The organism is Paenibacillus sp. BAC0078, assembly GCF_054483875.1.
On sequence record NZ_JBTLRW010000004.1, the window covers coordinates 246,381 to 269,609 of the forward strand.

Genomic DNA, 23,229 nt, shown 5'->3' on the forward strand with positions numbered 1-23,229 from the left:
CAAAGTACAATCAGAGAACATATATCTACCGCGGGGAGGGATAAAGATGACAGAACTGCTTGAAGTATCCGGGCTGGCTACCGAATTCGTAACGGCTGCGGGTACCATCCGTGCGGTTGACGGAATCAGCCTGTCCGTGCGCAAGGGGGAGACGCTGGGCATCGTCGGCGAGTCGGGCTGCGGCAAAAGCATTACCTCGCTGTCCATCATGCAGCTCCTGCCGAAGCGGATCAGCCGTATTGCTGCCGGACAAATCCGTTTCGAAGGCAAGGATATGCTGCAGATGCCGGCAAAGGAAGTGCGGAATATCCGGGGCAACCGGATTGCGATGATCTTTCAGGAGCCGATGACCTCGCTGAATCCGGTATTCAAAATCGGCCGGCAGATTTCGGAATCCGCGCGTTTTCATCTCAAGCTGGGCAAGAAGGAAGCGGACGAACGGGCGGTTGAGATGCTGCGCAAGGTCGGGATTCCCCGTCCGGAAAAAATAGCCCAGCAGTATGCCCATCAATTATCCGGCGGGATGCGCCAGCGCGTGATGATTGCGATGGCGATGGTCTGCAATCCGCAGCTATTGATTGCGGATGAGCCGACTACAGCCCTGGACGTGACGATCCAGGCGCAGATTCTGGATCTGATGCGCGAGCTGCAGCAGACGGAGGGCATGTCCATCCTGATGATCACCCATGATCTCGGGGTCGTTGCGGAGATGTGCGACCGGGTCGTCATTATGTACGCGGGCCAGATTGTGGAGGAGGCGGATGTCGCCACTCTATTTGGCAAACCGCTGCATCCCTACACCCGGGGGCTGCTGGCTTCACTGCCCCAGCTTGCCGGGGATAATGACAGACTGCCCTCGATTCCGGGCCAGGTGCCGAACCCGGCCAATCTGCCGTCCGGCTGCCGCTTCGCTCCGCGTTGTCCGGTGGCTGTAGAACGCTGCTGGACAGAACGACCGGAGCTGCTTGAAACCCGGCCGGGACATAGCTGCCGTTGTCTGCTGCAGGAGGAGGAAGTATCATGAGCGCGATTCTTGAAGTACGCAACCTGAAGAAGCATTATCCGATCCGCAAAGGCTTCTTTGCCAAGCAGGTCGGGGCTGTCAAAGCGGTGGACGGCATCACGCTGTCTGTAGAGAAGGGGGAAACCCTTGCTGTTGTAGGTGAATCCGGCTGCGGCAAGTCGACCACAGGCCGGGCAATCCTGCGCCTGATTGAGCCGACGGACGGCGAAATCCTCTTTGACGGCACGGATGTGCGCAGTCTGAACACTGAACAGTTGCGGCGTTTCCGCACCGATATGCAGATGGTGTTCCAGGACCCGTATGCTTCGCTGGACCCGCGCTGGACCGTCCAGCGCATTCTGGAGGAGCCGCTGCGGACGCATGAAGCGGCGAAGAACAGCGAGCTGAAGAGCCGCGTCGAGCAACTGATGGAGGTCGTCGGCCTCTCGCCTTACCAGGCGCACCGTTTCCCGCATGAATTCTCGGGCGGCCAGCGGCAGCGCATCGGTATTGCCCGGGCGCTCGCGCTGAATCCGAAGTTCATCGTCTGCGATGAGCCGGTCTCCGCCCTGGACGTTTCCATTCAGGCGCAGGTGCTCAATCTGATGCAGGATTTGCAGGAGCAGTACGGTCTGACCTATATGTTCATCTCCCATGACCTGTCTGTCGTGAAATTCATCAGCGACCGGGTCGCAGTTATGTATCTGGGACGGATCGTTGAGCTTGCTCCCACAAAGGAGCTGTTCGCGAAGCCGCTGCATCCGTACACTCAGGCGCTTATGTCTGCGGTGCCGGTGCCGAATCCGGGACTCAAAAAGTCACGGATTGTGCTGACCGGAGATGTCCCGAACCCGGAGACGCCGCCATCCGGCTGTGCCTTCCATCCGCGTTGCCCGTTTGCGATGGACAAATGCCGTAAGGATGAGCCGGTGCTGCGCGAGTTGGACTCGGGGCACCAGGTTTCCTGCCATTTATATTAAGAAAGAGTATTGAGGCCATCCGGGATCGGGTGGTCTTCGCATTATTAGGTCAGCCGGATATTTCTGGTTGGCCTATTTTTATAAGCCAAAAAGTACACAAATGGAATAATTTTCACCTTTTCTGACCAGACTGGAACACAGTACCTGTGAAATGAAGGTTAATGTTCAGGAGGGGACCATTGTGAGAAAAATGCGTTATGTACTGCTTGCGCTCTGTGTTGCTGCCTCGGTTCTGGGGGCGGCATCCGGCGCGCACGCAGAGGAGAAAGCCAAGGCTAAAGGCACCGGCAATGCCGCTGCCGTAGATCTCGCTCCGGGAGCACGTTCCGCCATTCTTATGGATGCGAACACCGGCACCATCATCTATGAGAAGAACAGCCACGACAAGCTGCCGCCGGCGAGCATTACGAAGATCATGACGATGCTGCTGACCGTCGAAGCGCTGGACGAAGGCAGGCTGCAGTTGACCGACAAGGTGCGGACAAGTGAATATGCCGCTTCGATGGGCGGGTCGCAGATTTTTCTGGAGCCTGGCGAAGAGATGACTGTGGACGAAATGCTCAAGGGCATTGCGATGGCCTCGGGCAATGACGCTTCTGTGGCGATGGCGGAGAAGCTGGCCGGCTCGGAGAGCGCTTTTGTCGATCAGATGAACAAGAAGGCCGAGGAGCTTGGCCTGAAGGACACGCATTTTGCCAACTGTAACGGGCTGCCGGCAGAGAATCACTATTCCTCCGCGCACGATATTGCCATCATCAGCAAGGAGCTGCTGAAGCATGAGCGGATTATTAAGTATACAGGCGCCTACCAGGATTATCTGCGCAAGGATTCGGCGAAGCCGTTCTGGCTGGTGAATACGAACAAATTGGTGCGCTTTTATACGGGAGCAGACGGTCTGAAAACGGGTTATACGTCCGAAGCTAAGTTCTGTCTCTCCGCGACTGCGGCCAGAGATGGACTGCGTGCTGTCGCTGTCGTGCTGGGCGAACCTAACACCAAGACGCGTAACAGCGAAGTGTCGGGGATGTTCGATTATCTCTTTTCCCAGTATAAGGTGCATACCATCCACAAGGCAGGGGATACCATCGGCAAGCTGAAGATTGAAAAGGGTGTGAAGACGGAGCTGCCGCTGACCGCCAAGGAAACATACAGTGTGCTCCTGCGTAAAGGAATCACCCAGGAAGGCATTCGTCACGAGGTGGTACTGCCAAAAAGCATTAAAGCCCCGGTGACCGCAGGCCAGACGGTGGGCAAGCTGGTAGTCTATCAGGGCACTAGTGTGCTTAAAGAATATGAGCTGAAGGCGGACGCGAATGTCGCCAAGGCGGGCTGGTGGAAGCTGTTCAAACGGTCAACGGGCTCCCTGTTCAAGTTTGATTAATTTCTTGTTTTTTGTAGATTGGTCCTCTGCCTTCTGTAGATTCGTAGGGGTTTTCTTCTAGTTTTGTCGTGAGGCAGGATTCCTGAATTGCTGCGTAGAAAACCTTGTCCTTGTAGGGGAAAGAACTGATGTACAGGCGGTTTTTGAAAGCAACGAAGAGGAGAGTGGCAAGCATGAATTCTCATGTGGAGATGGAGCATCACCGGGGTGTGCTGATTGTCCGGCTGTCTGGAGAGCTGGATCATCATGCAGCCGAATATGTACGTATGGATATGGATGAAGCGATTATGCGGGGCCAGGTGGAGCATCTGATTCTCAGCCTGAAGGATCTCCAGTTTATGGACAGCTCCGGGCTTGGCGTGATTCTCGGCAGGTACAAGCTGATCCGCAGCAAAGGCGGCAAAATGGTCGTCTGCGATGCCACCGCACCTGTGAAAAGGCTGCTGGAAATGTCGGGCTTGTTCAAAATCATGCCCCTATATGACGACGAGAGCGCTGCACTCTCGGATTTGGAGGTTGCGTTATGACAAAAAGCGAAGCGGGTAACTTCATGAGCGTCCAGTTTGCCGCACTGTCGGAGAACGAATCATTCGCGCGCGTGGTGGTGGCGGCTTTTGTCTCCCGGCTTGATCCTACGATGGATGAGCTGAATGACCTGAAGACGGTCGTGTCCGAGGCGGTCACCAACTGCATTATCCACGGGTATGACAGTGATCCCGAAGGAATTGTCAATATCTCCGCCTCCATCGAGGATGAAACCGTGCATCTCGTTATTGAGGATAAAGGCAAGGGCATTGAGGACCTGGAGCTGGCCCAGCAGCCGCTCTATACCTCCAAGCCGGAGCTGGAGCGGTCGGGTATGGGTTTTACGATTATGGAAAATTTCATGGATGAATTCGAAGTCACAAGTGAACCGGGGCGCGGTACCTCTATTTCAATGAAGAAAACCATCGTCTCGAAAAAAGCTTTATACAATTAGGGGTTGGAGCCATGGATGCAGAGTCAAAAAAAGCTCCGCCGACCTATTTGGACGATGCGGAGGTCAAACGTCTGATTGCGCTCAGTCAAGCCGGAGATACTCTGGCCCGCGACACGCTGGTCAACTGCAATATCCGTCTCGTCTGGTCGGTGGTGCAGCGGTTTATGAACCGCGGGTATGAGCCTGACGATTTGTTCCAGATCGGCTGTATCGGACTGCTGAAGTCCGTAGATAAATTCGACCTCAGCTATGAGGTCAAATTCTCCACCTATGCGGTCCCGATGATTATCGGCGAGATCCAGCGTTTCCTGCGTGATGACGGCACACTTAAGGTCAGCCGCTCGCTCAAGGAAATGGCCAACAAAGTCCGCAAGATGAAGGATGAAATGTCCAAAACGCTGGACCGCCTGCCGACCATCGGGGAAGTCGCGGAAGCGCTGGGCGTGACACCTGAAGAAATCGTCTTCGCCCAGGAGGCCAACAAACCGCCGACGTCGATCCACGAGACCGTCTTCGAGAACGACGGCGATCCGATCACCTTGATCGACCAGATCGCCGACGAATCACAGGAGCGCTGGTTCGACAAGCTCGCCCTGAACGAAGCCATCGGGGCCTTAACCGAACGCGAGCGCCTGATCGTCTACCTGCGCTACTACCGCGACCAGACCCAATCCGAAGTCGCCAGCCGCCTCGGCATCTCGCAGGTCCAGGTGTCGAGGCTGGAAAAGAAAATCCTCGCGAGTATCCGCGAGCAGATCGCGCAGTAGGGGAGTTGTTAGAGTAGGGCAAGTCAGAAAGCAGGGCAACGGTCAGGGAGCAAGAGGGAATAAGAGTTAAGTGTAAGGGATGAGTAATGAATGTGACGGGTGAAAGTTGGTGCAGGAGCCGCCTCGGGAGGGGCGGTTTTTTGGCGTGCGAGGTCAAAGAAGGTAAAGGAGGTAAAGGAGGCAATCAAAGAAATATATCTCGCTGTCATATTTTTATTTTTTGTTTGGTTTCTTTTTGAGCCGTATCATTTTTTGTATATCTTCAATGAGATGGTCGTCATAAATATCCAACATAACCCACTTACCATCGTGATAAACGTGCGCGGCATCATAAATACGCTGAACTTCATCAGAAAAAAGCACACGATCTTTTTCAAACTTTTCTCGCTCAGCCTTTCCGAATATCACCCAGCAACCAAACTGATTGTCCCTGACATATAGGGTACATAATGTTTTACCTGATTTCTTAAATCGCAACACATATTTTCCATATTTCCCACCATTACTCCAGAGTGAATCCATCTCATAATTTTGATCAATGAAATCAGCAATCGCATCCCATGCTATCATGGCACTGCTTCCTAAATGTTCTTGCAGAGTAGTTTGTGATGGAATTGGTGTTAGCATATGAATTCCCTCCGTTATCTTAGCTTTTCAACCTTACAGGAATAAATACCTCCATCTGCGCCCAACCCTGTACGTCTATAACGGATTTTGGCGTGATGATATGGCCCATGCAATAGTGATTCGGACGGATATCAAGCTCTAGAACTGGAGAGTCATTGATGTAACCAAATGTTTCTTGGTGCAACTTATCGTGAGTCTCGCTATCACCGTCCCGGTAGGAGAAAGTGATATATAGCCCACCCTCGAAATCTATCGTTTCAAAGCCACCGGTTTCTCCACTCTCTGTCAATGCCCAAATCCAGACCATACCCTGCTTCTCTTCGTCATAATATAGAAAATCCCTCGGCATAAAGCTTTCATGAGGTTTCGGCGTTATGCTTGAAAAAAATTTGTCAAAGCTTCTCAAAACCCCGTTATCTGCAAAATCGCCAGCCTTGTCCACGCCTGATATTACTGCCTTAAATGACGGCAAAGAAATGATTCTGAAATTCATAATCTCCCTCCCGATATCATCGTTGATCCCGATTCATTGTGTCATTTTTATTTTGTGTTAAACCTCTCAATGACAGCTGCCACCTCATCTATGCAATCCGCAAAATCTCTCAGCTTATCGGCAATCTTTTTACGCTTGTTCTTATCCTGCAAAGTTTGTAGCGTAACGTTAAATCCGCCACCTATGGCTTCCAAATCTGAGCCGTTGTAATCATTCCAATAGTGACCTGTTTGTTTGTACAATTCAATAATCGTGCTGATAAAAGTCATATCCGGATTCAATTCAAGCGACTTTTCCAAAAAGCCTTTACAGCCGCCACTGTTGGTGGCAAGGCAACATACATAAACTGTATACATATTCCAGTTATCAAATTCCTTCGGCTCAATTTGCTCAAACAAGCCGTTTTCAATATTGTTTGCCCATGTGCGGAACGCTTTTGCCCCAAAACAATAGTTATTGTTCTCATAATCAAGCATTTGTGGCAATGATAAAATTCGCTCCCGATAAATTCCAGCTAAAGATTTGCTTTCCTGCTTTTCGCCAATAAATAGCCAACCATGGCAATGCTGACCTTGCTCTACATATCCTTTTGGTAATAAGTCCTCTACAGATATGGAATCCGGTTCTGTTCCATTACCACCCATATAGAGTAGAGTCTTGCCGTAATCCGCATAGCCCACAAGCACTCCCCAGCTAAAACGGTGGTGCGGATTGTTACCGTAATCATTGATGATCACAGGCAAGCCTTTATCAATATAGTCCATCAGCATTTGCACATACATGTTCCGGTCGGATAAAATTTGCTTCAATGGAACAAAAGTGCTTGTATAGCCACATTGTTGAAAAATTTCCTCGATAAAATGGTGGTTGCCTTGTTCACTAAGGCGATAATCCAACCCTCCGTTTCCCCTGAAATCACTTTTGGAATAAATTTGCGTAAAATTCTCACCCGTCAGACCAGCAAAAAACCAATAGTCAAAATCCTCTTCACCCAAACATTCCATCACATATCCCGCACAGCCGTTGAACCAATAATTTTGGCCATATTCGGGATGAACGATTTGTCTTACATTCGGCAATATGTTGTTGCTTGGCGTGACATTTATTTTCATTGCTCCTTGTTTACTATGTGTTTTTGGCGAGCTTTTTAGCTGTGAAATGTTAATGGAACGGAACCGTTTTTTACCTTGACCATTTGTTCCGATAATAATCGTCTGTGGTTCTTGCAAATGCAAGTCCATTTCCATATAAGGAAAGTTCACACCGCAAAAGCGGACTTCGCCGTTTAGAAAGACCGCAAAGTGTTTTTCGCCTACAATCCACGTCAGCTTGTTATACTGATCATGAGGAATATACCCGATTTGCGGATAGAAAAATGTGTTTCCCAGCACAGGCTGTTGAAAAGTAACGGCGTGTTTCTTCAGCGCTTTGTCCGCAAAATTTTCAGCGTTCATCGTATAGGTACAGCTTCCGTGGGAAAACCAAATACTGCCTTCAGTTGTTCCCCAAAGGTATTCCTCGCTGCTTTCTTCCGACAAAAATTCAATGTCAACTCGAAACGGGAGCTTTACCGCAATATTGGTATCTAGCTTTCTTTCAGAAATCCATGCGATAAATTCTGCTTCGCCATTCTCTAAAATCTGATAATGAGGATAGTAAATCGGCGTAACTTTGTGGAAATCAACCTTATATTTACGCAAGAGAGGGTTTGCTTTTTCAATTTCCTCTGGAAATACATTGTCGGATATTTCAAACTCGGGATAATCCACAACATTAGGCTTTCTCTGTCGTACAGGAAGATAAATATTGACCCTTTCACGATTGCTCTCTGGAGAAAATACAGACTCTATCAGCGTCTCATGACGCAAACTCCCATGATGTAAAAAATCCACCTCAAAGCCTGGATTATCGTCAAAGCCTTGCAGCATTCGATACTGTAAAGCTCCTAAATCCTCATCTGCATAAGCGGACGAAACAGCAAACAAGCCCCCCTCAAATTCCTTGCACACAAACGGACAGTCCTCTGTTCGGGCAGTAAGCTGTTGCATGAAAACAATGTCCCCTCCATACTGATATTCGAACAGCGTTCGGCTGCCGGGCTTGCCAAATGGGATTTGATTTGCGGAAATCCACTCCCAAAACAAATCAATCTCGGACTGTTCGTTGTCAGTTTTTATGGATGTAATCGCAAGCATCGGAGACAATGCCACAATATCCATATCCAGCGGCTTTGCTAGCTTGTCTGAGATCGTGTTCAGCGTTTCCATGGATAAATCATGTTTTGGTCGGGAGAACAGTTCATCCTCTACCTTTTCATAAAGCAGGGGCAGTGCGGATATCTGCGTGATACCGTGAGTGTTCATAGCATCTAAGAAGTCTGTAACATAAGATTTCAGTTGGGAGAGTGTGCTGATTTCGTCGTCAATTTCCTCAATTCGCTTAACAAAGCTTTGTACCAGCGTTTCCATATCTTGATTCTCATAAATTCGCAAAATATCCTTTATCGGAATCTGCATTTTCCGAAGCACCAAAATCTGCTGTAGCCGGTTAATATTTATGTTGTCATAAAAACGATACTTTTCAAGTGGTGGACGTTCACTCCGCAGCAAGCCTACTTGCTCGTAATATCGAAGTGTCCTTGAAGATATGCCAAATTTTTCGGTAACTTCGGTAATTTTCATTAACTTCATAACAGCCCTCCATACTTGTTCTCTTACTGCGATTATACCGATTGACCCAACGTCAAAGTCAATCCTTTTTGACCATCAATCCGATCCTCTGTTTTCATCCCCCTAAAAAAGGAAGAAATAGAACATCTTAATTTCACAGGAATAAATTCCGATAATAGAGGAAGTCCTCTACATCAAAAGTCATACTTACATAAGCATAAAGGGACAGAAAAACCGAGTTTTAAACAAAGGCAAATCCGTACGAAAGTCGGAGACGCAAAGCCACGGGCCTACTTCATCCAGGAGGGATGTTAGGGCAGCCGGGCCGCTCGAGGCACTTGGTTTTTTGGCGTGCCTAAAAATATCGCTGGGGGAGAGAAGTGAATGAGGTTCGGTAGGAAAAGGAAGTTTTCGCAGACGGTTGTGGCCGTAGTTGCGGTGGTGAGTATGCTTGGAGGGCTGCTGCCTAGTATAGGTGGTACGATGCAGGCCTCAGCCGCCGCAGCAGATCTGGGCCGGACGGACTATAGCGTGTCGGGAGAACGGCTGGTATGGCTCGAAGCAGACAGTGGCGGAGTGAAGCAGGTGCACGCGCTGAATCAGACCAGTGGTGCAAGTATGGTTCTTACGTCGGGTTCATCTGCTAAGGATGCGCCTTATGTGGATGGCACGGTTGCCGTATGGGCGGACAAAGGAAGCGAAGCGGAATCTTCACTCAATTGGGACATTTATAGTGCCGATCTTGTGACAGGCAAGAAGACTAAGCTCAACAAGCAATCCGGCCAATACGGTAATCCGACGACTGACGGTGTAGGTGTGGTCTGGTATGAACGCAAAAATTACGGCAGCATGATCTACCACGACCTGGCTACCGGCGTTGAGGCGGATCTCGGCGAAGGACGGTTCCCGGTGCTGGCGGATGGAAATGTGGTATACAAAAATGCCCGTGACGGAGGGCTTAGTCTGCTGAATTTGAGCAGCGGGGTTACGCGCGCACTTGTTAGTCTGGGCGGAGCCAATTTTGTGGACTGGTTTGTTTTTAATGGCAGTCATGTGCTGATCAAGCAAAAAAACGGTGCCTCCGAAAGCAAATATGTGCTTCTGAACATCAAGGACCTGACAGCTCAGCCAGTGGATCTTACCGAAATGAAGGCCGGAGGAACACAATATGCCTTTATGTCCATATCTAAGGGGCATGCGGTGTTTCAAGACGAAGTGGACGGTAAAACAACGCTGCAGCAAGTAAACCTTTCTACATATGCAGTACAATCGCTTCCGGCGATAGAAGCAGGAGCGAAGCTGATCGGAATTAGCGGAGATAAGCTGCTATACAGCAAGAAGGATGACTACATAGAATCGTTAGACTTGAAAAAAGACACCAATCCAACGCCAACGCCAACTCCAAGTCCAGGCACGACGCCATCCCCAGGTACAGTCCCGAATCCAGGTTCAACTCCTGAAGTGGCGGTTCCTGTGGTAACGGGAGCCAAAGACAGTCAGAGCATCGGAAGCGCGGGCGGAACCCTGTCTGTAATGGACGGATGGGCAAGATTAGAAATTTCGGCAGGGACATTCCCGGAGAATACCAAAGTGAGCCTGGCCCAAGCTGAGCTGGAGACGGCCCTATTGCTGGACCAGAGCGGCAAAAAACTGCAGAAAGCAGGCTCCGCTTGGCAGATTCAAGCAAGTGCGCCTTTCCAGATCCCCGCGAAGCTGGCGGTCAGATACCCGAAGGACGAGCCTTGGACATCGGGGCGTGAAAAGCTTGGAATCTACTCCTACGATCCGGCAAAATCCGCATGGACCTATATTGGCGGGGTGACTGCGGCGGAAGACGGCTATGTTCAAGCTAAGATTACAGCCTCCGGGCTGTATGCGGTTATGCTGCGGCAAGCCGATTTTAAAGACATGTCAGGCCACTGGGCACAGCAGGCAGTAGAGGTATTGGCGGCAAGGGGAATTGTGGATGGAATGAATGGAACTACTTATGCGCCAAAAGGCATCCTGACCCGGGCCGAATTCACCAAGCTGCTGGCGGCAGCTCTTCAATTGAAGCCGATTCAGCCAGAAACGCCTACCTTCCGTGATGTCACGACTGCGAACTGGTCTTACGCTTATGTGGAAGCTGCGGCGGCGGCTGGAATTGTTACCGGGGAAGCTGGGCTTTTCCGGGGGAATGATCCGCTGACCCGGGAGCAAATGATGGTAATGCTGATGCGGGCGATCCGAAGCACAGCGGGTAACCCGGATTCTGCGAATAGCGTTAAGCTTGCAGCCGGACTCTCTGCATTCAAGGATGGCGGCAGCGTCAGCAGCTGGGCACGGGAATCCGTCGCTGCGGCGGCCCAGCGGAAGCTGGTGCAGGGTAACGGACAGCTTTTGAAACCTAAAGATTCATCGACAAGAGCCGAAGCGGCAATGATTATGTACAAGCTGCTGGCTGAATTGAAATACCTCTAATTTAGATGAGACAGGAGATAAAACGATGAAATTTCGAGCTTCCATAAGGAAATGGCGTCGTGGCAGCATGAAATGGCAAGTCAATCTCGCACTTGTCCTGCTGCTGGTGATTTCTTATATTCCCGTTATTCCAAGTCTGGATAGGTTCACATCTTCAGCTTATGCGGCTACGAACATGCGGATTGAGCCAAGTGAACTGAACCCGGAATCGGGTGACAAGGTCAAAATTTCGTTCAGCTTCAACGCAGCGGATGACGGTCAGGAGAACCATGATACGAAGATCAACTTATGTATTCCGCAAAAAGACGGATCTGCCCCGCTACTCAAGGAGCTGATCACGAGCGGTGTATATCCAACAAAAGCAAACGGCAGCTACATTGTGCATCAATACGAATGGGACGGTAAAATCGGGGGCGTACCGCTGGATGAAGGGCGTTACAATATCTGCATTTCCCCTGCTGAGTATAACGGGGTAGGCGTGTATTACGGCCAAATTGCCAGCTTTGAAATTCTGGGCGGCGCTGAGACGCCTCCTCCGGCAGCATTGCAGATCCGCCCGGCAGCTTCGGGACAATCTGTGATCAGCGGAACAGCAAAACCGGGAGCAACACTGGAAGTAGAGCTTTATGATCAATCCAGCGGCGAAGAGAAGCTGTACAAGAATATTGCAGTCAACAGCGCTGGACAATGGAGTACGCAGATCGGTATTCCGCTCGGTGAGACCACGCACATCACAGCGAGAGCGGCAATAGACGGCCGGCTGTCCGGGTATTCGGAGCCGCTGGCGGTGCTTCGTGCGCCTATGCCTGCTTTTTCCGTGACCTGGGGAGATTTGGCAGCTTATTATTATAAGCTCGATTCTGTGCAGGCCATGAAGGAAAAAGCTCAGGAGCTCGCGGTACTGAATCAGTCGGCGACTTCATCGGGAACAGTTAGCGGCTTAACCTCCATTCTGGTCAGCAATCCCCAGACCAGTGCGAGTATAACCAGCGGGGATCTGGCACAGTTCACGGAGTCCGCACTGAAGGATCGTCTGCGGATCGTGAATCCGTCTGGACAGTCGCCGGTTGATCCAGCCCGGGGGGATTTTGTCTATTCTACTGATTCGATCACCCTACAGGCTTTGATGCCGCTGCAATTCGGGCTGAACTATTTAAGCCGTGATCCCTATAAGGGAGCGAATGGACTGGGCTGGCATCACAGCTATGAATGGAAGCTGACTCCGGTAGCTGACGGCAAGGTAGAGGTGATGAGCCCGAACGGCTCGCGTTTTGAATATGTGCCTTTGTCTGGAGGGCGTTATCTGACTCCCCGCGGAACAGACTGGACACTGAATGCGCCATCTGCTGGCGTCTATAACCTTTCGTCACCGCAAGGAGACTTGTACAAGTTCAATGCGGAGGGGCTGCTGCAATCCATTGCGGATCTGAACGGAAATTCGATTGCTTTTTCGTATGAGGGAACCAAATTGAAGTCGGTGATTACTGCTGGCGCTTCACTAAGCTTAAGCTATGATGGAGCAGGCAAGCTGACCTCTGTAAGTGATCCAGCAAGCCGCACAATGTCGTTCCATTACGACCCGGCGACCGGAGACATGACCTCTTACACTGATGTGAATGGGGCTACAATTTCGCTTACTTACGATGATAGCCATCATGTGCTTAGCGTAACCGATGCCAAAGGGACCGCAAAGATGAGTGTCACCTATGATGAGCATCAGCGTGTGACCGGTTTTACCGATTTTTATGGAGAGACGAGCTCGTCCAGCTATCAAGGCCGTGTAGCTCCTGTTGTTCGGGAGGAGGAGCCTGAGAACGGAGAGACGAAGATTGATCCTGAGAGCGGCCGGGACATTCCGGAAGCGGCTGAAGTGATTTTGTCAGGTACGATGAACAATTTGGCTCACGCTCCAGCTTACCGGAAGGTAGATGGACTGAAGCCGCTGATTGCCGACTATCTTGCGGGCAGCATTGGGACGATTGAAGGCCAGCGGGATGCTTTTATGGCTTCTGCAGTTTACATAGGAAGCGGCGATATTCCGGCAATTCAACAAGCGATTGCTGCCAGTAATGCATCTCCGGCTGTCATTAGTGCAGGTCATTTGAATGTGGAAGAGAGTGTGACCTTCGGATCGCCAAGCAAGCCGGTTGCCCTGATCGTGGATGGGATGAATACGAACCGCGATATAACCGTGCGTGTATACGGGACACTGATTCTGAAGCAGGGTTTGAATGCCAATACCAAGCTGGCGCTGGACGTGCAGAAGGTGCAAGGCTTATACGGCAATCTGTGGTCCGGCGGAACGATTCATCTCAACAATGACTCCTCCGTTACTGTAGCGGATACGCTGCAAACTGGCAGTCTGACCTACAACAGCGGCGGACTCACCGTTGATGCACAGCGGATTCTGATCGCCGGAGATTTGTCGATCAACACCCGCGTAGAGATGAACATTGCCCAGGAAATGGTGGTTGGCGGCATTGTCTCCAATAACCAGACAGCGAATCTGACTGTGACAGGCGGAGATTTGTTCGTTCGTGATAATGTCAGTGTCAACAATAATCTGAATGTGCAGACAGGCGGTCTGTTCGCCATTGGCGGAGATATGACCCCGAACCAGACACCCATCGTTCGTACGGGCGTTGGGTTGGGTAAAACCATTCTGACCTATTCGGAGAGCGGTACAAGCGGTGGAAGTTCCGGGAATGCAAAATCGGCTAGTGCTGCCGGACTTGCAACATCTATCGCCACTTCTGTCAACAAAACCACCTGGACCAATGCGCTCCAGCAGGATACAACATATGTGTGGAACAACAACTTTCAGGTTGCCCAGCGTCAAGCGGCAAATGGAGCCATTGTCAAATACAGCTATGATACCAGCGACCGTGTAACCGGGATAACCGATGCGAGCGGCAACAAAAAGAAATTAGCGTATGACGAGCGCGGGAATATGACGCAGACGACGGACGAGAATGGTTATTCAACCCTCACACGTTATAACGCTCTGAACCGCCCGGTTGAAGAGATAGATGCACTCGGCAAACGTTCCGCCTATGAATACGATGCAGTAGGCAACCTTGTCAAAAGCACAGATGCGCTCGGCAACGCAGTAACCATTGCCAGAGACAGCAAAGGAGTACCTGTATCCGTAACAGATGCCGAAGGGCATACAACGGCGTATACCAACGATGCTGACGGTTTTGCGAAGGAAATCAAGGACCCGAGCGGGTACAGCACAATAATTGAACGTGACAGCCTGCACCGCACGATTGGACTAACCGATGCGGAAGGTAAGCTGCAAAGTGTTGAATATGATAAAAAAGACCGTGCAATTGCCGTCACCAACGCGCTTGACCAGAAGAGCAGCGTCACCTACGATGCCAACGGCAACCCGGAGGAACACACAGATGAAGCCGGGGCCAAGACGATTAGCTCCTATCAGGTGTACCGCTTAAGCGGCACGGAGGATGCGCTTCAGAACAGCACCAGCAAAACTTATGACGCGCTTGGGCGGGTCACTGAAGAACGGGATGAGGCTGGAGCCGCAACAGCTTACAGCTATGATAGTGTTGGTCAACTAAAAGAGGTTACCGATGCTGAAGGCCAGACCAACACTTTTACCTACGATGACAACGGAAATATGCTCACCAAGAAGGACGGGAAAGGCAATACCACCACCTACACTTACAGCAAACGCAATGAGCTTTTAAGTGTAACTGATCCGCTTGGGGCCAAGATCAGGTATCGCTATGATGCAGCAGGCAACAAGATTAAAGAAACAGATGCGCTGGGCAACAGCACATATTATGACTACGATGCGCTTGGACAACTGGTAAAAGTAACCGATGCGCTGGGTGCCGTGACTGAATATCAATATGATAAGAACGGCAACCAGACCGCTGTCATTGACCCTAATCATTCCATCTGGACAACAAAATATGACAGCCGGGGGTTGGATGCAGGAACGATCAATCCGCTGAATGAGGAGACTACAGTAGCCCGCAATGCGCGGGGGCTGATGACCGAATTCACAGATGCAGCAGGCCAGAAGACCGCCTACGAATACGATGCGCTGGGACGGAATACGCTGGTGCGCAATGCTCTGGGGTATGAAACCTCCTATATCTACGACGCACAAGGCAATGTAGAGAAGATTACTGACGCGAATCATCACGAAACTGCTTTTACGTATGATCCGCTTGGCCGGTTAACAGATGTGAAGAATGCAGAGGGCAACAGCACCCATTACTCCTATGACGCTTCCGGTAATTTGCTGGACAAGACCAATGCACTCGGAGCTAAGACTTCCTACCGTTACGATGCTTTGAACCGTGTGCTTGAATCGGTGAACCCGCTGCTGGAAAAGACTTCGCTGGCCTATGATGAGAACGGCAACCTGCTGAAGGTTACTGAACCGGACAACAACACAACTGTGTATGCCTATAATGCAGGCAATCAACTGGAGCAGGTTAAGCACGGTAATGATCTCACAGTTAAATATGAATATGATCTAGCGGGACGCCGCTCCAAAATGACAGACAGCACCGGGGATACGCGGTATACGTATGACGCGCTTAACCGGCCAACGTCGGTTATTGATCCGCGCGGCAACAACGTACGGTATGAATGGACCGCAACCGGACAGCGCAGCAGAGTGATCTACCCGGATAACACCGTAGTCAGCTATGACTACGACAAGCTTGACCGGATCAAGCAGGTGACAGATGCACAGAACGGAATCACCAGCTATCAATATGATGCCGCCGGCCGTCTGACCGAGAAGCTGCTTCCGAACAGTGGCCGGAGCACATACAGCTATGATGGCTTGGGACAATTGCTGGAGATGAAGCATGAGGCACCAGGCGGAGCGCTTTTGGAGCAATTAACCTATGTCTACGATCCCGTAGGGAACAAAACACATATTGAACGCCAGGAAGGGGGCAGTGATGAGGATAATCCGACCGGCGCACAGCTTCCGGCAGAGATTTCGGATTATGCCTACGATGCGCTGAACCAACTGGTTCAGGTGCAGAAGCAGAACGGCTCCAAAGTCGTCTACTCCTACGACACCGTGGGTAACCGCCTGAGTAAAGAAACAACAGAAGCCGGAGTTACCGCTACAGAGCAGTACACTTATGATGCAGCGAACAAACTGACCCATTTTGAAAAAGGCAGTGATTATAAGGATTATGCCTATGACAAGCGCGGCAATCTGTTGGAAGTGACCGGTGTCGATAGCGAAGCGGCTCTGAGTGTAGTCAAGGCTCAGGTAGGCGCGAAAAAGATGACGGTACCGGCTAACGTATATACGGATTCGGGTGCAAGCGGACTGAAATCGGGCAAAGGTATAGCAGATACCAATGCAGATGCAGGTCTGCCGGATGCGAAGCTGAAAGCAGGGGTAACAGAAGAGGTCTACGGGGCAGACGAAGTGCTGAATCCCGAAGCGCTGCTGAAGGCTGCGCTGGCCGCAGGCCCGCAGGTACTGGAAAGCAACCGCTGGGATGCATCGAACCGCTTGATCGGCAACACCAACGTATCCGGCGACATTACCACCTATAAGTATGACGGTGACGGCAACCGGGTAAGCATGCGGACCACCATCGGAGACGGTGCGATTCAGGATGCGTACCCGTCCGGCAATCCTGCGGGCAACCGGGATGGCTGGGAGCCGCAGTTCAAGAAGCGGCAACTGGACATTTATTTCACCAATGACATCACCATGAGCATTCCACAGCCTTTGACCGCAACCGGAGCAGATGGACAGAACTGGAAACAGTCCTATGTCTACGGAGCCGGTGAAGAGCGGATCAGCATGAGTTATTTGGTCAGCGGAGACGAGAGCAACGATTGGGAGAAGACTGCCGGAGCCAGCGGAGCGGGTGCGGCGGCAGGTGCGCCTAAGACCCTCTTTTATCTCAGTGATGCTCAAGGCAGTGTCATTGGGCTGGAAGGCCAGGACGGCAGCATCTCGGCACGGTACCGCTATGACGAATTCGGCGTCGCCGAGAACCCGGAGAAATTCGACCTGAACTGGTCCGGCCCGGACAACTTGTTCGGCTACACCAGCCTGGGCTATGATTACTACAGCGGCTACTCCCATGCACAGGCGCGGGATTTTGACTCCAGCATTGGACGGTTTATCAGCGAGGATACGTACGAAGGAGATATTAATAATCCGCAGACGTTGAATTTGTATACGTATGTGCAGAATAATCCGCTAAGATATGTTGACCCAAGTGGACATGAGGCATTGCCAAAATCAGTTGAAGAAATTATCAGAGATTTTAAAGTTATTACTGGCGGAGCAGAGAAAGGAATTAAAAAAAGTTCTAGAACTGGATTGTTGGGTACAGTTATTGCAACCTTTATGAGTGCGCTTTTTGCTGCAACACCTGTAGGTGAAGATCAAGAATATATTAATACGAAGGTTGCCGAGAGTTTAAACATCCCTATCCTAAGTTTAGAAGAAGCAGAGGAAATTAAAAAAAATACATCAAAAAATATAGTGTATAGATCGCTTAGTCCCTATGATGTTGGTAACCTAGTAGCTGGGAGGGGTATCCTTTCCAAACACACCCCTCCCCATCGAGAATGGTCTTTACTTGAGCACATACTAGATGGAAATAAGAGAGAAAATGGAAAAGATATATCCATGGGATTTGATCCTTGGATAGCTACAACTAGAGATTTGCGAATAGCTAATGGGCGATTTAAAGGAGAAAGGGGAATAGTTGTGATTGATTTAAATAGAGTCCCATCAATCAAAAAATCAGCACAATATGAATTTATGGGAGTGTATGAACCATTTGGTGCGGAATATGCGGCTGAAATGGCAGAGAATGATAGTGAAGTATCAGTTTATAAATACATTCCAATAAGTGCGATAGTGGGGTGGATTCCATGACAAATGAAGCTGAATTAAGGAAGGAAATATCATCAATTGTTCATAAAATTCTTATTTTGATTAGGAAAGAGAGAATTATACCAAATGGAGAAATATCAATATTGATTGATTATTTGGATCATTTAAAAATATTCACTAAAGGAAGAGATGATATATCTAAAAAACTGGTGTATGAATTATTTTATCTATATACAACTGTTACTAGCCAAATATCTTCCAATAAAGATGAGGATATCAGCATTGTTACAGAATTATATATGAGGATTACTTCAGTTTTTAATGATGGCCTTTATCAATAAAAGACCACAGGAGGGGAAACGACTGCTCCCTGTTTGTGAGACCGAGATTAAAACACCTACCAAGTTTAAGCAGCCAATCGTCGGAATTCTATCATACACAAGACATTGAGTTTTTTAACCTGAATTATCTTTAATTTTTGAGGGCCTTGAGGATATTAACTCCTAAGGCCTTTCCTTTTACCACCCAGTGCTAAATGGACGGAGGGGTAAAGTTCAAACTTGACCTTCATCATTCCTTTATGATATACGTAAAATTCTCTGTACGTACAACAAGATCCGCTGACAATGGAGATAAGTCCGTATTCTATCATCCAGGTGGAGGGGGGCATCGGGTCTTATTATGGATTTTCAAGTGGACAAACTGGTAAAGTCAAAGTAGTAGGATCTGATTATAAACCGTTACCTGGCGATGGAGCTACGATTATTCATTATTAAGGGTGATTTGTTAAATGGAGAAAATCTCAATAAAGAAACTTATGGAGCTATATGAAGATACGATTAATAAGTGCGGAACTTACTTGTTACAAGAGGATGATGTGATAATCGGTTATAACATTTTTGAAGAATTTGATATAGGGGTTACATCATTTTTACACACTGAGACCTTGGAAAGATTGAATGATGCTGAGCTTATTAGTGATGAAGTGATGTACAAAAGTTCTATATTGAGAAACTTAGTTTTAGAGTTACAGAAGAGTGATGCATGGAATGTTAATTCTGTTAGAACTGAACCTGAATGGAGAAAAGTACTTGAATTAGCTGATGAAATCAAGAGTAACTTGGCGGCTGATTAAAAATCTACCCATGCCGTATTCCATCCTACAACTAACAAACAACACATCTGACCCATGGAATACCTATGTAATTTAATGGTATTGAATCAACCGCATGTAGGTCATAACTACGTGTGGTTTTTCTTTTGCCGATAGTAATCTGTACAGAACTCGTTCTGTGCCTGACATAGCCCGAGAATCCGGAGAAATTCAACCTGAACTGGCTCGGCCCGGACAACTTGTTCGGTTACACGAGCCTGGGCTATTATTACTACAGTGGCTACTCCCATGCACAGGCGCGGGATTTTGACACCAGCATTGGACGTTTTATCAGTGAGGATACGTATGAGGGGCAGATTAATGATCCGCAGACGTTGAATTTGTATACGTATGTGCAGAATAATCCGCTAAGATATACGGATCCGAGTGGAAACAAGGCATGGGAACCTTATGATGTAAACGAACTAAGGTACTTACTGAATGATGCAATAGCGCATAAACTGAATAAAGGAAGCGACCTGTATAAAGCATATTATAATAAAATACGGGACCGATACGGCTTTGCATCCTTTATGGACACCAACCGGTACAACTACTTGTATGGATTCTTAACGGGGACCAGTGCCTACAAGAACAGCGCCGGCAATGCAGATTGGGCGAGAGAAGAGTTAATAAAGGCTTTTTTTAAAGAAAATGAGGCAAAGTATATTGCGGATATTGCTCTGGGAGCTGCTGCAGGAGTCAGTATGCGTAACCCCACTGTAGGCAAACAGAGTAAGCCGAGTGGCAAGTCTTCTTTTGGGTGTAATTGCTTTGTATCTGGCACTAAGGTTCAAACAGACGAAGGGGAGAAGAATATCGAGGACATTAAAGTCGGAGATAAAGTTCTTTCCAAGAATGAAGAGACTGGTGAGGTAGCATATAAAGAAGTAACGGATACGTTCAATCATGAGACGGATGAGATTTACAAGATTCAAGTAGGTGGTCAGACGATTGAATCGACCTTCAATCATCCGTTCTATGTGAAGGACAAAGGATGGACGTTTGTTAAAGACCTCAAAGTTGGAGACTTGCTAGTTCAGAGTGACGGGAATAAACTCAAGATAGACAGCATTGAACTGGAACATAAGCTCGTCACAGTTTACAATATGACGGTTGATGAGTTCCATACGTACTTTGTTAGTGATCTTGGGATTTGGGTGCATAATACCGAGTGTAGTTTAACAATCTCAAAGGCGGCGGCTAGGGTAGCAAAGAAACTATCCCCTGAAGCAAAAAAAGGTTATGAGGCCGCAATTAAGGGTCTTGAAACCGGAGATTTGAGAGGGTTAAATGCGCATCCACTCTCAGGCAATAGAAAAGGCCAATGGGCAGTAGATATTAAAGGGTCAGGAAGTGGCCGTGGAGATGCAAGAGTAATTTACACAAAAGATTCTGATGGAAATATTAACGTAGTAGAAGTTATAACGACCCACAATGATTATTAAATTTAAATTTGAGGTGTTTCAAATGAAACTTAGGCATGTTCTTTTAGAAGTTTATTGTGAAAATAATACTTCTCGGCCTCCTTTATGTTGTAAAGATGGAATAGGTAACCCTGGATATCATTGTTTATCTGAGAATTGTCCGAACGTCAGTTATACGTATGCTCCGCATGAACTTGCTTACGCAGGAGAATTTGGGGTAGTACCCGACTCAAAAGCATGGATTGGATTTGGGGGCGACATGTTCCCTGTTGACAAAAATGAAAATAAGGAAGCTGAGTTAAAAGAATTATGGGAACGTATATGTAAGCATAAAATTCAAGAAGCCTACGAGGAGTACATGAAACAAATGAAGGAAATTTAATACTTTTTCCTAGACCTTGAGGAGATTCTCAAGGTCTTTCTTTTTGCACCTACATTAAGATAAAAAGCCCTACGGTGAAGGATAGTGAGGCGGTTGTTCCTGGGGAGAAGGGGAATTCTGCACAGATACCTCGCACAGGTGCTGAATGGAATGAGTACTACAAGAGTAAATATGGAAACGGAAATGTAAGATGGGTAACAGAATTAAAGTCTTACAATGATATTTTAAGTAATCCCAAAGCTTTATGGGGAAAATCAACTAATGAAATTGGAAGGGCTCTTGGAGACGGTTGGACGAGAGGTACGTATGGCTCTGCAGGTACTGGATGGAAATTTACAGATGGAGATAAGTCCGTGTTCTATCATCCAGGTGGAGGGGTGCATGGCGGATCTTATTATGGATTCTCAAGTGGACAAACTGGTAAAGTCAAAGTGGTAGGATCTGATTATAAACCGTTACCTGGCGATGGAGCTACGATTATTCATTATTAAGGGTGATTTGTTAAATGGAGAAAATTTCAATAAAGAAACTTATGGAGCTATATGAAGATACGATTAATAAGTGCGGAACTTACTTGTTACAAGAGGATGATGTGATAATCGGTTATAACATTTTTGAAGAATTTGATACAGGGGTTACATCATTTTTACACGTTGAGACCTTGGAAAGATTGAATGATGCTGAGTTTATTAGTGATGAAGTGATGTACAAAAGTTCTATACTGAGAAACTTAGTTTTAGAGTTGCAGAAGAGTGATGCATGGAATGTTAATTCTGTTAGAACTGCACCTGAATGGAGAAAAGTGCTTGAATTAGCTGATGAAATCAAGGGTAACTTGGCGGCTGATTAATAATCTACCCTTGCCGTATTTCATCCTTCAACCAACAAATAACTCATGACCCATGTATGGAGAAAGGGGAATAGTTGTGACGATTCCTCAATAGAACTCAAATACCATTACCAAGACAGAGGTGAAAAATATGTTAAATGATGATTTTGACCCTTATTGTAAAATATTTTTGGACACCGATTTTGATAGAAATATCGTTCTAGCATCTATTAAAGAAAATATTGGTGGAGTGTTGGAACAATCAAACATCACAAATGATATCTGTAATTTTGATGTATTAAGAAATGATGATTTTCATGAGCATAGACGAAATGAATCATCAGACGGATTTTTGTTTTCAAGATATTTAATTGAAATTGAACCCAATGAAGATGTTGGTACAGAAACATATATAACTTCAGTGTCACTTTTAATCGAAGGTTTATGGAGAGTGGGTTATAAGGCAGTAGCATCGTGTGATTTTGAAGAAATGTTACCGAATAAGGGCGGTTACAACAGCGATAATAGATAGAACTACATATAACCCAGTGTCGATTGAATCGGGCGGCACGTCCTGAAGGGAATTAACCTTCATCACCCTCGTATGATATTTCTCTAGTATGTCTGTACATACATGCACAGTGTTGACAAATCAGTATTCATAACCAAAGCTTAGCTAATGAAATAGTTAAGGGGTATATTGGTTCGAGATATTACATCAAATAATTGTGGAGTGAAAAAATAATGTTAAAGAACCAAATTCTTATTCCAACTTGTTTAAGTTCAGAAATTTACTGTTTAGTTATTGTGCAACAACTAATGGACTTATTCGGTATTTCAGAGGAAGAGGCTTTTCTTAGAATCAATTCTTTTTGGAAGGGCAATGACTTCACATCAGAAGATGATATGATTTTTCATGAATCTCCTGATTTTTGGACAAAAACAATATACTATGAGCAATCAAATTGGTGGAGACTAAAAGAAGAGGAACTCATATGAATTCAGATTTTTTAAGTTGCTTTTTATACAGCCCCGTCTTTATCTTGACATGTACTGCTTAGTCGAAAAAGACCTGAACTGATTTGACTCCGAAAACTACGGGGCTGGAAGGGGGAATGACTAATCCACTGAGATCCTGTTGAAATTATGGTCGATAGAATAAGTATAGAATTTCCTCTTTCCAACTTGAACTCTGAATAGGAGTGAGCTTTTGT

At 47.8% G+C, this 23,229-nt stretch carries 19 protein-coding genes and 1 riboswitch; of the genes, 16 read left to right on the forward strand and 3 right to left on the reverse strand.

All coding sequences use genetic code 11. The features are described 5' to 3' along the window. Positions 1-46 precede the first annotated feature (46 nt). From ACX1DY_RS10515 to sigF, 6 genes are all read left to right on the forward strand, one after another. Positions 47-1,024 carry an ABC transporter ATP-binding protein gene (locus ACX1DY_RS10515; protein WP_458964145.1) on the forward strand — a complete coding sequence of 326 codons (978 nt, stop codon included), beginning with the start codon at positions 47-49 and terminating at the stop codon, positions 1,022-1,024. Beyond that, on the forward strand, positions 1,021-1,983 hold the full coding sequence (locus ACX1DY_RS10520; RefSeq protein WP_458964146.1) for an ABC transporter ATP-binding protein: 963 nt from the start codon (positions 1,021-1,023) through the stop codon (positions 1,981-1,983). The genes ACX1DY_RS10515 and ACX1DY_RS10520 overlap by 4 nt, the downstream gene beginning before the upstream one ends. Before the next feature lie 190 nt (positions 1,984-2,173). Then, positions 2,174-3,364, forward strand: a complete 1,191-nt coding sequence (locus tag ACX1DY_RS10525; protein ID WP_458964309.1) for a D-alanyl-D-alanine carboxypeptidase family protein — start codon at positions 2,174-2,176, stop codon at positions 3,362-3,364. A 173-nt stretch (positions 3,365-3,537) separates the two neighbouring features. After that, entirely contained in the window at positions 3,538-3,891 is a 354-nt protein-coding gene (gene spoIIAA / locus ACX1DY_RS10530) for an anti-sigma F factor antagonist (protein WP_458964147.1), read from the forward strand. Further along, positions 3,888-4,343, forward strand: a complete 456-nt coding sequence (gene spoIIAB / locus ACX1DY_RS10535; protein WP_458964148.1) for an anti-sigma F factor — start codon at positions 3,888-3,890, stop codon at positions 4,341-4,343. The genes spoIIAA and spoIIAB overlap by 4 nt, the downstream gene beginning before the upstream one ends. A gap of 11 nt (positions 4,344-4,354) precedes the next feature. After that, on the forward strand, positions 4,355-5,110 hold the full coding sequence (gene sigF, locus ACX1DY_RS10540; protein ID WP_019909754.1) for an RNA polymerase sporulation sigma factor SigF: 756 nt from the start codon (positions 4,355-4,357) through the stop codon (positions 5,108-5,110). 213 nt (positions 5,111-5,323) lie between these two features. On the opposite strand, the gene ACX1DY_RS10545 is transcribed toward sigF, so the two are convergent. From ACX1DY_RS10545 to ACX1DY_RS10555, 3 genes are read right to left on the reverse strand one after another with little or no spacing between them, the layout of a single operon-like run. Then, the gene (locus ACX1DY_RS10545) at positions 5,324-5,737 is read right to left on the reverse strand and encodes a DUF3788 domain-containing protein (RefSeq protein WP_458964149.1); all 414 of its coding nucleotides are present in this window, start codon (positions 5,735-5,737) and stop codon (positions 5,324-5,326) included. Between the two features lie 19 nt (positions 5,738-5,756). Beyond that, complete coding sequence (locus ACX1DY_RS10550) at positions 5,757-6,230, reverse strand: GyrI-like domain-containing protein (RefSeq protein ID WP_458964150.1); 474 nt, start codon at positions 6,228-6,230, stop codon at positions 5,757-5,759. A 47-nt stretch (positions 6,231-6,277) separates the two neighbouring features. Further along, entirely contained in the window at positions 6,278-8,920 is a 2,643-nt protein-coding gene (locus ACX1DY_RS10555) for a MerR family transcriptional regulator (RefSeq protein ID WP_458964151.1), read from the reverse strand. Between the two features lie 219 nt (positions 8,921-9,139). Then, positions 9,140-9,232: riboswitch (cyclic di-GMP riboswitch) on the forward strand. 51 nt (positions 9,233-9,283) lie between these two features. Between ACX1DY_RS10555 and ACX1DY_RS10560 the strand changes: the two genes are divergently transcribed. The 10 genes from ACX1DY_RS10560 to ACX1DY_RS10605 all read left to right on the forward strand — a co-directional run bounded on the left by ACX1DY_RS10560 (position 9,284) and on the right by ACX1DY_RS10605 (position 23,014). Continuing rightward, positions 9,284-11,359, forward strand: coding sequence for an S-layer homology domain-containing protein (locus ACX1DY_RS10560; RefSeq protein WP_458964152.1), 2,076 nt, complete (start codon positions 9,284-9,286; stop codon positions 11,357-11,359). Positions 11,360-11,384: 25 nt separating this feature from the next. Then, entirely contained in the window at positions 11,385-18,266 is a 6,882-nt protein-coding gene (locus tag ACX1DY_RS10565; RefSeq protein WP_458964153.1) for a DUF6531 domain-containing protein, read from the forward strand. Next, positions 18,263-18,565 (forward strand): hypothetical protein, encoded by a 303-nt coding sequence (locus tag ACX1DY_RS10570; RefSeq protein ID WP_458964154.1) that lies wholly within the window; start codon positions 18,263-18,265, stop codon positions 18,563-18,565. Before ACX1DY_RS10565 ends, ACX1DY_RS10570 begins: the two co-directional genes overlap by 4 nt. A gap of 449 nt (positions 18,566-19,014) precedes the next feature. Next, positions 19,015-19,359, forward strand: a complete 345-nt coding sequence (locus ACX1DY_RS10575; protein ID WP_458964155.1) for a hypothetical protein — start codon at positions 19,015-19,017, stop codon at positions 19,357-19,359. A 218-nt stretch (positions 19,360-19,577) separates the two neighbouring features. After that, positions 19,578-20,825 carry a polymorphic toxin-type HINT domain-containing protein gene (locus ACX1DY_RS10580; protein ID WP_458964156.1) on the forward strand — a complete coding sequence of 416 codons (1,248 nt, stop codon included), beginning with the start codon at positions 19,578-19,580 and terminating at the stop codon, positions 20,823-20,825. Next, positions 20,815-21,186, forward strand: coding sequence for a hypothetical protein (locus ACX1DY_RS10585; protein WP_458964157.1), 372 nt, complete (start codon positions 20,815-20,817; stop codon positions 21,184-21,186). The genes ACX1DY_RS10580 and ACX1DY_RS10585 overlap by 11 nt, the downstream gene beginning before the upstream one ends. A gap of 74 nt (positions 21,187-21,260) precedes the next feature. Beyond that, complete coding sequence (locus ACX1DY_RS10590) at positions 21,261-21,677, forward strand: hypothetical protein (RefSeq protein WP_458964158.1); 417 nt, start codon at positions 21,261-21,263, stop codon at positions 21,675-21,677. A 14-nt stretch (positions 21,678-21,691) separates the two neighbouring features. Then, entirely contained in the window at positions 21,692-22,036 is a 345-nt protein-coding gene (locus ACX1DY_RS10595) for a hypothetical protein (protein ID WP_458964159.1), read from the forward strand. Positions 22,037-22,166: 130 nt separating this feature from the next. Then, positions 22,167-22,547 carry a 1,4-dihydroxy-6-naphthoate synthase gene (locus ACX1DY_RS10600; protein ID WP_458964160.1) on the forward strand — a complete coding sequence of 127 codons (381 nt, stop codon included), beginning with the start codon at positions 22,167-22,169 and terminating at the stop codon, positions 22,545-22,547. 212 nt (positions 22,548-22,759) lie between these two features. Beyond that, positions 22,760-23,014 (forward strand): hypothetical protein, encoded by a 255-nt coding sequence (locus ACX1DY_RS10605; protein ID WP_458964161.1) that lies wholly within the window; start codon positions 22,760-22,762, stop codon positions 23,012-23,014. The last annotated feature ends 215 nt before the right edge of the window (positions 23,015-23,229 follow it).